At 49.9% G+C, this 13,929-nt stretch carries 9 protein-coding genes, 1 other RNA gene and 1 pseudogene; 1 reads left to right on the top strand and 10 read right to left on the bottom strand.

Annotated elements, in window-relative coordinates; translation table 11 throughout:
* Positions 1-60 precede the first annotated feature (60 nt).
* A complete protein-coding gene (locus JI735_RS09600; RefSeq protein ID WP_039833926.1) occupies positions 61-1,896 on the top strand; it encodes an alpha/beta fold hydrolase in 1,836 nt (611 codons plus the stop codon).
* A gap of 520 nt (positions 1,897-2,416) precedes the next feature.
* On the opposite strand, the gene ssrA is transcribed toward JI735_RS09600, so the two are convergent.
* The 10 genes and pseudogenes from ssrA to gap form a co-directional block, all read right to left on the bottom strand.
* Positions 2,417-2,781: a transfer-messenger RNA gene (gene ssrA, locus JI735_RS09595) on the bottom strand.
* A gap of 190 nt (positions 2,782-2,971) precedes the next feature.
* Positions 2,972-3,451, bottom strand: a complete 480-nt coding sequence (gene smpB / locus JI735_RS09590) for an SsrA-binding protein SmpB (protein ID WP_020427771.1) — start codon at positions 3,449-3,451, stop codon at positions 2,972-2,974.
* Positions 3,452-4,012: 561 nt separating this feature from the next.
* Positions 4,013-6,843 (bottom strand): annotated as a pseudogene (gene rnr, locus JI735_RS09585) (ribonuclease R).
* Between the two features lie 251 nt (positions 6,844-7,094).
* A complete protein-coding gene (gene secG, locus JI735_RS09580) occupies positions 7,095-7,328 on the bottom strand; it encodes a preprotein translocase subunit SecG (RefSeq protein ID WP_020425581.1) in 234 nt (77 codons plus the stop codon).
* A gap of 143 nt (positions 7,329-7,471) precedes the next feature.
* Positions 7,472-7,735: a YesK family protein gene (locus JI735_RS09575; RefSeq protein ID WP_202677329.1), complete on the bottom strand. Its 264-nt coding sequence runs from the start codon at positions 7,733-7,735 to the stop codon at positions 7,472-7,474.
* Positions 7,736-7,847: 112 nt separating this feature from the next.
* Positions 7,848-9,134: a phosphopyruvate hydratase gene (gene eno, locus JI735_RS09570; protein WP_039833581.1), complete on the bottom strand. Its 1,287-nt coding sequence runs from the start codon at positions 9,132-9,134 to the stop codon at positions 7,848-7,850.
* Between the two features lie 57 nt (positions 9,135-9,191).
* Positions 9,192-10,736, bottom strand: coding sequence for a 2,3-bisphosphoglycerate-independent phosphoglycerate mutase (gpmI, locus tag JI735_RS09565; RefSeq protein WP_039833580.1), 1,545 nt, complete (start codon positions 10,734-10,736; stop codon positions 9,192-9,194).
* 2 nt (positions 10,737-10,738) lie between these two features.
* Positions 10,739-11,494, bottom strand: a complete 756-nt coding sequence (gene tpiA, locus JI735_RS09560; protein WP_020425585.1) for a triose-phosphate isomerase — start codon at positions 11,492-11,494, stop codon at positions 10,739-10,741.
* A gap of 33 nt (positions 11,495-11,527) precedes the next feature.
* The gene (locus JI735_RS09555; RefSeq protein ID WP_020425586.1) at positions 11,528-12,709 is read right to left on the bottom strand and encodes a phosphoglycerate kinase; all 1,182 of its coding nucleotides are present in this window, start codon (positions 12,707-12,709) and stop codon (positions 11,528-11,530) included.
* A gap of 111 nt (positions 12,710-12,820) precedes the next feature.
* Positions 12,821-13,831 carry a type I glyceraldehyde-3-phosphate dehydrogenase gene (gene gap / locus JI735_RS09550; RefSeq protein WP_020425587.1) on the bottom strand — a complete coding sequence of 337 codons (1,011 nt, stop codon included), beginning with the start codon at positions 13,829-13,831 and terminating at the stop codon, positions 12,821-12,823.
* Between the last annotated feature and the right edge of the window lie 98 nt (positions 13,832-13,929).

Genomic DNA, 13,929 nt, shown 5'->3' with positions numbered 1-13,929 from the left:
AGAAGCATTTTTTTTACACAAAATTAGTACCATTTAGTACTAAAAAGGAGAGCGGATGATGTGAGGACCATATTTTTAACAGGTGGAACAGGCTTTATTGGGAGGCAAATCGTGGAGGAGCTTCTTAAAGAGGATGTTATGATTTTTCTTTTAGTGAGATCGAAAAGTAAAGCAACACGTGCTTTTCAGGAAAAAGGTATTTTAAACGAGGCAGCCATGCACTTTATTGAAGGTGATTTGACGAAAACAGATTTAGGTTTAAGTGATGAAGATAAGGATAGGGTATTGAACACGGATGTTATTATTCACGCAGGTGGACAAATGGATATTCAAGCGACAACGCAAGAGGCAACCTCTGTATTTTTAAACGGTGCCAAGCATATCAGTGAATTCGCTAAAAGTATCCATCAATTGAAGGGTTTGCAGCAATTTATTCATGTAGTCGGATATATGACCCCCTTTGATGATCATAATAGCAAGGTTGCGATTGATGTGTTTAAAGAAGGGCACGACTATTTGAAAATAAAAAATCCTTATGAAAGAACAAAATTTTTAGCAGATCTTTATATTCGCCAGCAGGCATCCGCAATAGGCTATCCGCTTTCTGTGATTAATCCACCAACTGTAGTCGGCAGCAGTAAAACAGGGAGTACGGAGCAAGTAGCAGGCTTAGGCTTGCTTGTGGAGAGTATGCGAAGAGGGCTGATGCCAGTTATTCCTGGAGGCAAGGGGTATAAATTACCGCTTATTTCAAACGATGAGCTAGCGAAGTTTATTGTTCAGGTTGTTAAGCTGGAGCAATCGTCTATTCAAACATATACACTTGTTCAAGACAAACCGCTTGATCCGGATATATCTGAATTATTAGGTGTTATGTCAGAAAGTATGAATATGGCAGCACCTAAAATCTCTGTGCCCATTCGCTTCATGAAGGCACTTATGAAAAGTGGGATAAGTAAAATAACACAAATTCCATCTGATGGACTGAACTTTATTACAAATAGAAAGTTTCCAAATGATTTATCGAAAAAAATCATGGGAGAAGATTGGTTTAATAAGACGAGTGTTATGAATTTTTTTCCAGTCGTAGTAGCAGATTTGGATTATCGCTTGATGTATCAAAATGACCAGCATAATCATGCATTTGAACGAACATTAATCGGAAACACTGTGATTTATCATATACAAGGAGAGGGTAGGCCATTTATTTTATTCCACGGTTTGTTGAGTGATGGAGAGGATTTATTTCCTTTAGGACTAGAGCTTCATGAAAAAACTGGTCAACCCGTATGGATTCCAGATCTTCCAGGTTTAGGACGTTCCCCTTTTAAGCGAGAGAAAAATCTTCTGGATCTCTATTTGAATATAGTGAATGAGTTATTAGGAAAAGCTACTAATGGCGCACATTGGATTGGCCATTCCTTCGGAGCGGTTATTCTGCTGGAAGCGTTAGTGCGAGAGTACATAGATACGAAGAATACTATTACTTTACTTCAGCCACCTGTTGCGAAAAAAAATTCTAAATCGTTTAATGCTCCTCCATTTATGAACAAATGGGCATTGAAGTTAGCAACTGCTAATTCATTAGAACGTTATTTAATTGGTAAGGGTCTGTTTGAAAACACGGAGAGCATTCCGAAACATTATATTGCAAAAGTACTCAGCAGCTTTACTTCGCCTAGAATTTTAAATACAACTCTTCAGCTCAACCGTTTTCTATTGAAAGACTATCAGGGTGATTTCACCAAAGTACCAAGGTATAATCTTCATATTATTTGGGGAGATCAAGATAGACGCTATTCTGCTCCATTTCATCTTGGTAAGGTTGATGTTGTTCCATATGGTCATCATTTTCCTCTTAACCATCCAAGGGAAACGGCTTCCTATATACTATGAAATTAATATCTTAATAAGCAAGGCACTTGGAAAAAGCAAATATGAGTTTAATATGGTGATGCAATCATATATGTTAACCCTGAATATGCCGGGCTTTGTCCGGACTTGCTTCAATATGCAGAGAGTACCTTTGCCGGTACAGATGATAACGGGAATGCGTATTTAAACATTTTTAAGTAAAAGTAATGCGAAGCAGCGAGCAAGTGAATACCTGTGTAACCCCGCAATTCAGCTGACGGAAAACGATAAATTTAAAACAGTGGTAGTCTGGGACTTCTTTTCTCCTCCTGGGCTGCCGCTTTTTTATTATTGAGTCAGTCTCTAACACTTTATTTCTTAACACTGGTTACGTGGCGGCCAAAATCTTCTGTCTCCGTATAAGCTCAGTGAAACCAACTGTATCCATTAACAGCAAGCCCCAGATACCGCAGCATAGCAAGCTCTTTAACTACCGCGTATAATCCAAAACAGCCACAGAAATGAAAAAAGACACCCGATAAGGTGTCTTATACTTTACTCCATATGGAGCCGAGGGGAGTCGAACCCCTGTCCGAAGATAACGGCACATAAGTTTCTACGAGTGTAGTCACAGTTTTGATGTCACCCGAGTATCGCCCCGTAACCGGCTATACGTTGGGTCAGCCTGATTATCTTCTTCTGCTGACCCCAGGCGGAGACCAGACAGCGTATCCCACTACTTGTTAGCCCCTATCCCTGTCACATGGGCGATGCAGGGTAGAAGCACGCTCACAGGTTATTAAGCTGCGAAAGCGTAGTTGTTTTGTTGTTTGCCGTTTAATAGGCTTTAGCGTTGATGAAGCGGACGCGTCCCCACTACTCGCTGCTCATGCTCGAACTACCCCCGTCGAATCCAAGAACGGCCCCTCATTAGAAAAGGGCGCTTCGGATCAGCGGATCTTCCAGCAAGAGAGATCCAGACAGCCTCTGTCCTAGAGGACTGTCACGAAGCAAAAATCTTACTTACACAGTATAGCACATTTATCAACACTTTAACACGTAGGTTAAAGGAATTGAAGGGCAGATCTGGAACGGCAGGAAGCGCCGGGTAATCGGCTTATCTGGCGATCTTTTGCTTCTCGCGCAGCGCGCGCTGGATGTCGCGTTGAGCATCTTTTTTGGCGGCGGTGTCGCGTTTGTCGTATTGCTTCTTCCCCTTACCAAGGCCGATCAGCAGCTTCGCATAGCCATTGCGCACATAGATCTTCAGCGGCACTATCGAATAGCCTTCCTGCTTGGACTGGCCGAGCAGCTTGTGAATCTGCACCTTATGCATCAGCAGCTTGCGTGTGCGCGTCGGATCAGAAGGGTTATTGCGGTTCCCCTGTTCAAAAGGGCTGATGTGCATATTGTGCACATGAATTTCACCGTTCCGAATGGTGGCAAACGCATCGCCAATGTTAGCACGGCCGTTACGCAGCGACTTGATTTCGGTGCCGGTCAGCACCAAGCCCGCTTCATAAGTGTCCTCGATAAAATAATCATGGGAAGCCTTTTTGTTCTGGGCGAGCACTTTCCCGTCTGCTTTTTTACCCATGAAAGTCACCCCTTGCATCGAATGTCCCGTTTGAACAGAGTCAAACGTCAGATCTATATTGTACCAAAAGCGCTTACGCTTACGCAAGAAAGGATGATCCACCGAACCGAACAGAAGCTACCAAGTGGAAAAAGGATCACTAATTTGCTTGAGCATCCCAGTCTCCGCAGCCTAAGTTGGAAAAAGGATCACTAATTCAGCTCATTTCACTCCTGACGAAGGAATATGGCCAAATTAAGTTTCCTTTTTCCACTTAAACCTCACAATTGTTGATTCTGGGGAGAAATAAGTTCCCTTTTTCCAACTAACACTGCTTACCTGCTTTTTCGCTAGCGCCCAGTTGGAGAAAGGCGGTCGAAGCGGACTGTTTTCACCCTTTTGAGTGAACTCGCTCAGTTTACATCTACTTATCCCCAACTTTATACACATCTTATCCACAAGAAGGGGGAATCATAATTCCCCAGAAATAAGGGGAACCTTCGCTTCCCTCAAACATATATAACTCTGTCAAAAAAGCACTGCTCCCTCACACAGGAAGCAGCGCCTCTTATTGTACCCGGTTTACTCTTGTGTTTTTTTCTTCTTCTTGCGGCGGCCGCTGCCCTCAGGATTGCCGCTCTTGTCGCTCCGCTCCACGTTGCCCGGCGTTACGGAAGGGCTGATGAAGACGCCGCCCTTTTTCTTCTTTTTGCGGCGGCTCTTGCCTCCGCCGCCGTTGGCCGCTGCCCCGCTGCCGAGATCCTCGCGGCTGCGGAACCGCGTGCTGGCGTCCACGCCGCGCAGCTCGCTGATCTGCTCGCCGGCAGGGGCGCCATAGCCGCCCTTGCCGGAGCCGAAGCCGAAGCTGATGCCGCGTCCCCCGGCACCGCCTCCGGCCTCACCGCCGCGGCCACGCCCGCCGCTGCGGTCCCGCTCCCGCGGCGCGCCGGCACCGCCAGCCTCGCCGCGGTTCACGGCCGCGAAGGCCCGGCGCGCTGCCTCTGCCGGGCCGCCGCCCCCGCGCTTGCCGCGGCCGCCAGCCGGCGCACCGCCGCTGGCTTCCTCCGCTGCGTGGGGCGCTTCTCCGGCGCGTGCTGCCGCGCCGGACTTGCCCTTGCCGGCGTGTGCAGCGCCGCCGGCCTTCCCCGGCCCGCTGCGCTGCCGGGCTTGCCTTTCCCGCCGGCTTTGGCTCCCAGCGGCTTGGCGAAGCCGCCGCCAGCACGGCCACCCTTGCCTCCGCGCCCGCCGTAGCTGCGGTGTTCACCCGCCGCACGCGGCTTCATGTCGACCAGCTCAAAGTCAATCGTGTGGTCGTCCATGTTGACCTTGGCCACCCGGATCTTCACCTCGTCGCCAATGCGGAACACCTTCGAGGTGCGCTCGCCAATGAGCGCCATATGAGCTTCGTCGAAGTGGTAATAATCATCGCTCAGCGCACTGAGGCGGATTAAGCCTTCGACGGTATTTTCCAGCTCGATGAACATCCCGAAGCTGGTCACGCTACTGACCATGGCGTCGAATTCCTCGCCAACCTTGTCCTGCATGAACTCAGCCTTCTTAAGCTGCTCCGTATCCCGTTCAGCCTCTACCGCCACACGCTCGCGCTCCGAGGACTGCTGGGCGATCTCCGGCATCCGGCTGGCGAGATATTCATGGCGTTTCTCCGTCAGCGCTCCGCCGTTCTCAATAACCTCCCGCATGACACGGTGAATCACGAGGTCGGGATAACGCCGGATCGGCGAGGTGAAATGGGAATAAAATTCCGCCGCCAGCCCGAAGTGGCCTGTGCTCTCCGCATCATATTTCGCCTGCTTCATGGAGCGCAGCATCATGGTACTGATGACGGTCTGTTCCTTCGTCCCCTGAATCTGCTCCAGCAGATCCTGCAGCGCGCGCGGATGCACCGAATTGCCCCGGCCTTTGACATGATAGCCAAAGTTCGCCGCAAAAGCCATGAAGTTCTGCAGCTTCTCCGGGTCCGGATCTTCGTGAATCCGGTACAGGAACGGAACCTTTAGCCAGTGGAAATGCTCTGCAACCGTCTCGTTCGCCGCCAGCATGAACTCCTCGATAATCTGCTCAGCCACGGAACGCTCGCGTTTCACGATATCTATCGCTTTGCCGTTCTCATCGACGATAATCTTGCTCTCTTCGAAGTCGAAATCAACCGCGCCGCGCCGCATCCGCGCATCGCGCAGCTTCATGGCAAGCTCTTTCATCAGGCGGAAATCCTCAATCAGCGGACTGTAGCGCTCCAGCAGCTCGGGGTCTTCATCTTCGACGATTTTGCGGACATCGGAGTAAGTCATTCTTTCTTTGGTGCAGATTACGCTCGTAAAGACATCATGCTTCACGACCTTCATATGCTCGTCGAATTCCATCTCACAGGACATCGTCAGCCGGTCCACCTTGGGATTCAAGCTGCAGATACCGTTCGACAGGCGGTGCGGCAGCATCGGGATTACCCGGTCCACCAGATAAACGCTGCAGCCGCGGTCAAAAGCTTCTTTATCGAGCTCAGAGCCTTCACGCACATAATAGCCAACGTCGGCAATATGCACGCCCAGCTTGTAGTGCCCGTTCTCCAGACGCGACACGTTCACCGCATCATCCAGATCCTTGGCGTCCGCACCGTCAATGGTGACAATGTTCAGTCCGCGCAGATCACGGCGGCCCTGCTGAATGATCTCTTCCTCTGTAATGGAATCTGGAGCCTGCTCCGCTTCACGCATCACTTCAGCCGGAAAAGCCTCCGGGAGCTGATGCTTCCGGATCACCGACAGAATATCTACACCCGGGTCATCCTTATGACCAAGGATCTCAATGATTTCCCCCTCAGCCGCAGCCCTGCCTTCCGGGTAATTTACAATGCGGACAACAACCTTCTCACCGTCCACCGCACCCTTGAAGGATTGCTTCGGAATAAAAATATCCCGGTTAATCCGCTTATCATCCGGCAGCACAAAACCATACGTCTCCAGGCTCTGGAACACACCTACGGTCTGCAGCACCCCTCTTTTGACGATCCGCACAACTTCGCCTTCCATACGCCCGCCGGACGGGCTTCGCGAGGTAATGCGCACCAGAACGATATCGCCGTTCATCGCACCCTTCAGATCATTGGCATTCATATAAATATCGGGATGAGCGCGGTCATCGGGAATCAGAAAAGCAAACCCCTTCGCATGAGCCTGTACACGCCCGCGCACCAAATCCATGCGCTCCGGTACCCCATAGCGGGCATTGCGGGTCAGTATCATTCTTCCATCCTGCTCAAGTGCGAGCAGCAATTGCTCGAACGCTTTGAACGACTCGCTGTCCTCTATCGCGAAATGGCTCACCAGTTCTTCATAAGTAAGCGGCTTATAAGCGGTCTCCCGCATGAAATTCAGTAATTCTTCCTGTGTTATCAACTTCGTCACCTCGGCCCTCCGCAGCATTTCGTATGCCACTGGCATATATGTATGTCTTGTCCCGTTATGCCTGTGCGTATTCCAGTAAATTTTACCTATATATACTCATACCCTAGTATACACGAAATCAATCCCGGGCATCCCTCTAATGATCAACCGGAGATTAACGGAACACAAAATGTACTGATCCAAAACAAAAAAGCCCCTGCCCCATTCCATTCAGAACAGAGCAAAGGCTTAATGTACGCTATCTAGTCAACCAGGACAGCCACCAGAATTGACATAATAAAAAATCCTGCTGCCAGTCCAACTGTTACACGCTGCAGTACGAGTTCCATACCACGTGCTTTTGTCTTACCAAAGAGATGCTCAGCACCGCCGGAGATGGCACCGGAAAGACCTGCGCTTTTCCCTTTCTGCAGAAGAACGACCGCAATTAGACCGACGGAAAAAATCAGGAGCAATACTTTCAAAAAGATATCCATTCACTTCCACCTCCTACGTCCAAGCATCACTATCTATGCTAATTTAGGTTTTACGTTTCATAAACAGCATTTTAATTTTATCATAGCCATGATACGAATACAACTGTACAAATCGGGTTCTCCTTATAACTTTAGCTTATTTCTTAGGTTTGTCTCCTGAACGAGCCCAGAAACAGCAATAGCAGCATGGAGATCACAATCACAGGCACGGAAAAGAAGGCATACGCCATTCCCTCCCACCCTCCAATTACGGAAAAGCTGCAGACCAGCAAAATTCCACCGCCTATCAACCCTACCAGCCCTGGATAAAAAATGAAGCTCTTCATCTGGCCTCCCCTTCGTGACAGCAACCAGCTGATCAGCACCAGGAGCATTCCTGCCCCTATGCCGGATATAATTGCGTTCATCATCCCACCCCTTCCAGTTATCTACTATTATAGAATACCTTCTCAGCGTATAGGATGCAAAAAAGAGCCTGCCGATACGGCAGACTCTTTAGAAGACTTAGCTCAAAAGCAATTATCTTTTGAGGTTGTAGAAGGATTTCAGGCCGTTGTATTGAGCCAATTCACCCAGTTCATCTTCGATGCGAAGCAATTGGTTGTATTTAGCGATACGGTCTGTACGGGAAGGAGCACCTGTTTTGATCTGGCCGGCATTGGTAGCCACTGCGATATCAGCGATAGTGCTGTCTTCGGACTCACCGGAACGGTGGGAGACTACAGCCGTGTAGCCAGCGCGTTTTGCCATTTCAATAGCATCAAACGTTTCAGTCAAAGTACCGATTTGGTTAACTTTGATCAGAATGGAGTTACCAATGCCTTCTTCGATCCCTTTGTTCAGACGTTCAGTGTTGGTTACGAACAGGTCATCCCCAACGAGCTGGATTCTGTTGCCCAATTTTTCAGTGAGCAGTTTCCAGCCTTCCCAGTCATCTTCGGAGCAGCCATCTTCGATGGTGATGATTGGGTATTTGTCAGCCCAGGAAGTGAGCAGGTCAACGAATTCAGCCGGAGTGAAGGATTTGCCTTCGCCTTCCAGGTGGTACTTACCGTCTTTGAAGAACTCGGTAGAAGCAACGTCCATACCCAGGAATACATCAACGCCTGGTTTGTAGCCGGCTTTTTCGATAGCTTCCATGATGGAGGACAGTGCATCTTCATTGGAAGTGAAGTTAGGAGCAAATCCGCCTTCGTCGCCAACTGCAGTGTTCAGGCCTTTGCCTTTAAGAACGGATTTCAGCGCATGGAAGATTTCAGCGCCTGTACGCAGAGCTTCTTTGAAGCTAGGTGCGCCAACCGGCAGAACCATGAACTCTTGTACGTCAACGTTGTTGTCGGCATGAGCGCCGCCGTTAACGATGTTCATCATTGGAACTGGAAGCTGTTTCGCGTTGAATCCGCCCAGGTATACATACAAAGGCACATCCAGAGCTGCTGCTGCAGCGCGGGCTACGGCCATGGATACTGCCAGAATTGCGTTCGCACCCAGTTTGCCTTTGTTGTGAGTGCCATCCAGGGTGATCATCAGTTTGTCGATGCCCAGCTGATCCAGAGCGTCCATACCGATTACTTCCGGAGCGATGATTTCGTTCACGTTCTCAACAGCTTTCAGAACGCCTTTGCCCAGGTAGCGGTTTTTGTCATCGTCGCGAAGCTCTACAGCTTCGTGAGCGCCAGTGGAAGCGCCGGAAGGAACGATTGCGCGGCCTTTAGCACCGGATTCCAGATAAACGTCAACCTCTACAGTAGGGTTACCACGGGAGTCGAGGACTTCGCGAGCGTACACATCAGAAATAATAGTCATGTAAGTTAATCTCCTTTTAACATGGGTTATAGTCTTGCAGGTACTGCCGGTTACTGCCTATTTGCGGCTGGCAATCATGGATTGGCCGGTCATTTCCGCAGGCTGCGGAAGTCCCATCAGATCCAGGATCGTCGGTGCCACATCTGCGAGAATGCCGGATTCACGCAGCACAACATTTTCAGTCGTTACGATGAAAGGAACCGGGTTGGTGGTGTGAGCCGTGAACGGTCGTCCCTGCTCATCAAACACCATATCCGCGTTGCCGTGGTCGGCAATGATGATGGCAACGCCGCCTTTGGCAACTACGGCATCCACAACCTTGCCCACACATTCATCCGTAACTTCTACAGCCTTGATGGTTGGTTCCAGCATACCGGAGTGTCCTACCATGTCAGGGTTCGCAAAGTTAAGGATAATGGCATCCTGTCTGTCTGCTTCGATTTCCGCTACGCAGGCCGCCGCCACTTCGTAGGCGCTCATCTCTGGCTTAAGATCATAGGTTGCCACTTTCGGGGAATTGATCAGGATGCGGGTTTCGCCTGGAAGCTCCTCATCACGTCCGCCGCTGAAGAAGAAGGTTACGTGCGGATACTTTTCGGTTTCCGCGATGCGCAGCTGCTTCTTATTCTGCTGTACAAGCACTTCACCCAGCGTATTGTCCAGGTTCTTCGGCGAGTACGCCACGTAGCCTTGAACCGTTTCACTGAAGGTAGTCAAACATACAAAATGCAGGTTTTGCGGGAACAAAGGACCCCGGTCGAAGCCGCGGAAATCCGAGTTTGTGAATACCTGCGACAACTGGATGGCACGGTCCGGGCGGAAGTTGAGGAACACGACGGAATCGCCGCTCTCTACTGTCGCTGTCGGTTTGCCTTCGCTGTCCACAATCACGCTAGGCTCAACAAATTCATCGTACACAGAGTTTTGGTAGGATGCAGTGATCGCCTGCAGCGCATCGGTATATTGCGGTCCTTCGCCGTAAACCATTGCGCGGTAAGCCTTCTCTACACGTTCCCAGCGCTTGTCACGGTCCATTGCGAAATAACGTCCGGATACTGTAGCGATTTTGCCTACGCCTACTTCCTCAATCTTGGCGATCAGATCCTTAATGAACTTCTGTCCGCTGTCAGGAGGTACATCGCGTCCATCCATGAAAGCATGGATATACACATCGTGCATATCTTCTTTCTTGGCCAGATCGAGCATGGCAAACAAATGATTGATATGGCTATGTACCCCTCCGTCGGATACCAGCGCATACAGGTGAAGCTTCTTGCCGGTTGACTTGGCGCTTCTTACAGCGGCAACCAGAGTTTCGTTCTCAAAGAATTCCCCTTCACGAATCGACTTGTCAATACGGGTCAGGTCCTGATACACGATCCGGCCGGCTCCGATGTTAAGGTGACCCACTTCGGAGTTGCCCATCTGTCCTTCCGGCAGACCCACAGCTTCGCCGCAAGCGGTGAGCGTGGTGTTCGGATACTGCTTCAGGTAACGGTCATAGTTCGGCTTGTTGGCTTGGGCAACAGCGTTGCCTTCAGTCGTATTGCGCAGACCGAAACCATCCATGATGATCAAAGCAACGGGTTTGGGTGCTGACATCCTTACTTCGCCCCCTCAACCAATGAAACGAACGAAGCAGGCTGCAGGCTGGCACCGCCGACGAGCGCGCCGTCGATGTCGCTTTGACTCATGTACTCCGTAACATTCTCCGGCTTCACACTGCCGCCGTATTGGATACGAACCGCTTCAGCCGTCGCTTGATCGTACAGGTCTTTTACAAGTGTACGGATATAGGCGATAACTTCGTTAGCATCCTGTGAAGTGGAGGATTTGCCGGTTCCGATAGCCCAGATAGGCTCATAGGCAATGACTACACTTGCAGCCTGCTCAGCGCTAAGGCCGGCAAAAGCGCCTTCGGTTTGAACTTTGCAGACAGCTTTCGTCTGGTCGGCTTCACGCTCTTCGAGCTTTTCGCCTACGCAGACAATTGGAGTAATGCCGTGGCGGAATGCCGCATGCATCTTCTTGTTCACGATTTCGTCCGTTTCGCCAAAGTATGCACGGCGTTCGGAGTGGCCGATAATAACATAATCTACGCCAAGGTCCTTCAGCATTACGCCGCTGATTTCGCCTGTGTAAGCTCCGTTATCTTCGAAGTGCAGGTTCTGTGCACCGATCTTGATGCTGGTACCCTTTGCCGCTGCAACCAGTGCAGGCAGGTTCGTAAATGGCGCGCAGATTACGGTCTCTACGCCTTCCACTTCGGCCCGGCCTTTGACTTCAGCGAAAAAGCCCTCCGCTTCGGAAACTGTTTTGAACATCTTCCAGTTACCGGCGATAATAGGTGTTCTGCTCATAGTAATGAAATGCCTCCTTCTACCTTCTACGTCTTACTTGTCGTTCAGTGCTTCTACGCCAGGGAGCGCTTTGCCTTCCATGAACTCGAGTGATGCGCCGCCGCCAGTGGAGATGTGATCCATTTGGTCAGCCAGGTGGAATTTCTCTGCTGCTGCTGCGGAATCGCCGCCGCCAATTACAGTGTAGCCTTCTGTAGTCGCGCAAGCCTTGGCTACAGCGAGTGTACCTTCGGCAAAAATATCGATTTCGAATACGCCCATCGGTCCGTTCCAAACCACCAGTTTGGAGTTTTTGATGATGTCGGCATAAATTTCACGAGTTTTAGGACCGATGTCCAGACCTTCCCAGCCAGCCGGGATATCCGTTACATCAACCACTTTGGTGTTGGCATCCGCACCGAACTTGTCAGCTACAACAACGTCAACCGGAAGCACGAAGTTTTTGCCCAGTTTTTTGGCCTTCTCGATAAATCCGAGAGCCGCATCGATCTTATCGTTGTCTACCAGCGAGTTTCCGATTTCGTAGCCTTGAGCTTTGGTGAACGTGTAGGACAGGCCGCCGCCGATCAGAACGTTGTCAGCCAGAGTCAGCAGGTTGTCGATAACGTCAATTTTGTCTTTCACTTTAGAGCCGCCGATGATGGCAGTGAAAGGACGTTCCGGATTGGAAAGAGCTTTGCCCAGAACATTCAGTTCTTTCTCCATCAGCAGGCCCGATACAGCCGGCAGGAAGTGAGCGATGCCTTCTGTGGAAGCATGTGCACGGTGAGCCGCGCCGAATGCATCATTAACGAACAGGTCAGCCAGTTCCGCGAACTGCTTAGCCAGTTCAGGATCGTTCTTTTCTTCGCCCGGATAGAAACGGACATTCTCAAGCACAAGCACATCGCCGTCTTTCAGTTCAGCGATTTTTGCTTTTACGGCTTCGCCGATTGCTTCATCAGCCTTAGCCACCGGTTTGCCGAGCAGCTCGGACAGACGCACAGCAGCAACAGTAAGGCGCATGGAATCTACGAATTGGCCTTTAGGACGGCCCATGTGACTGGCCAGAATGACCTTTGCACCGTTCTCAATCAGGTATTTAATCGTTGGAAGGGTTTCGCGGATACGGGTATCATCAGTGATCTTGCCGTCTTCCACTGGCACGTTGAAATCGACACGCACGAATACGCGTTTGCCTTTTACTTCTACATCACGGACACTTTTTTTGTTCATGATTACTTTTCCTCCACACCCAAAATTGGTCATTCACGAATCCATTTAGAAAGAGCGGAAACAAGGAACTTCTGTTTCCGCTCTATAGATGCCGCTTATGGGAAATCGGTATTACTTAGCCAGCTTAGCGAAGTGTTCCAAAGTGCGAACGAGCTGTGCAGTGTAGGACATTTCATTGTCGTACCAAGCAACAGTTTTAACCAGTTGTTTGTCGCCAACAGTCATAACCTTAGTCTGTGTAGCATCGAACAGGGAACCGAAAGTCATACCCTTGATGTCGGAAGATACGATTTCATCTTCAGTGTAGCCATAAGTGTCTGGGTCGGAAGCTGCTTTCATCGCTGCGTTCAGTTCTTCAACAGTAACGTTCTTTTCAAGAACAGTAACCAGCTCAGTCAGGGAACCAGTAGCTACAGGCACACGTTGTGCTGCGCCGTCCAGCTTGCCTTTCAGTGCAGGAATTACCAGACCGATAGCTTTGGCAGCACCGGTAGTGTTAGGAACGATGTTCTCAGCAGCAGCGCGGGCGCGTCTGAAGTCGCCTTTAGCGTGTGGAGCATCCAGTGTGTTCTGGTCGCCGGTGTAAGCGTGGATAGTAGTCATCAAGCCTTCAACGATTCCGAACTTGTCGTTCAGGACTTTTGCCATTGGAGCCAGGCAGTTAGTTGTGCAAGATGCGCCGGAGATAACAGTTTCAGTACCATCCAGTACGTCATGGTTAACGTTGTATACAACGGTCTTCATGTCGCCGGTAGCTGGAGCGGAGATTACTACTTTTTTAGCTCCGCCTTTCAGGTGCTTCTCAGCTGCTTCTTTAGTTGTGAAGAAACCTGTGCACTCCAGAACGATGTCAACGCCGAGGTCACCCCAAGGCAGTTCTTCCGGGTTGCGGTTCGCCAGAACCTTAACTTCTTTGCCGTTCACTTTGAAGAAGCCGTCATGTACTTCAACTTCTCCCTGGAATTTACCTTGAGTTGTATCATATTTAAGCAAATGAGCAAGCATCTTAGCATCAGTCAAGTCGTTGATGGCTACCACTTCGATACCTTCTACATTTTGAATACGGCGGAATGCAAGGCGTCCAATACGTCCAAAACCGTTAATACCAACTTTTACACTCATTGAATAGTTCCTCCTAGATTTCGTTTTATTTATTCAAGACAAGCCGTTAAGCTTGTCAAGACAACAATGTTAAGTATAATGCATAATACCTTGACTTG

Origin of the sequence: Paenibacillus sonchi, from assembly GCF_016772475.1 — a bacterium.
Classification (GTDB): Bacteria; Bacillota; Bacilli; order Paenibacillales; family Paenibacillaceae; genus Paenibacillus_AQ; species Paenibacillus_AQ sonchi.
Note: the sequence above shows the minus strand (reverse complement) of the source record. Positions and strands in the feature narration are given on the sequence as shown.

Coding starts and splice junctions, on each gene's coding strand:
- smpB (WP_020427771.1), bottom strand. CDS start 3,451: ATGGGTAAAAAAGCAGACGGGAAAGTGCTCGCCCAGAACAAAAAGGCT.
- secG (WP_020425581.1), bottom strand. CDS start 7,328: ATGGATATCTTTTTGAAAGTATTGCTCCTGATTTTTTCCGTCGGTCTA.
- JI735_RS09575 (WP_202677329.1), bottom strand. CDS start 7,735: ATGAACGCAATTATATCCGGCATAGGGGCAGGAATGCTCCTGGTGCTG.
- eno (WP_039833581.1), bottom strand. CDS start 9,134: ATGACTATTATTTCTGATGTGTACGCTCGCGAAGTCCTCGACTCCCGT.
- gpmI (WP_039833580.1), bottom strand. CDS start 10,736: ATGTCAGCACCCAAACCCGTTGCTTTGATCATCATGGATGGTTTCGGT.
- tpiA (WP_020425585.1), bottom strand. CDS start 11,494: ATGAGCAGAACACCTATTATCGCCGGTAACTGGAAGATGTTCAAAACA.
- JI735_RS09555 (WP_020425586.1), bottom strand. CDS start 12,709: ATGAACAAAAAAAGTGTCCGTGATGTAGAAGTAAAAGGCAAACGCGTA.
- gap (WP_020425587.1), bottom strand. CDS start 13,831: ATGAGTGTAAAAGTTGGTATTAACGGTTTTGGACGTATTGGACGCCTT.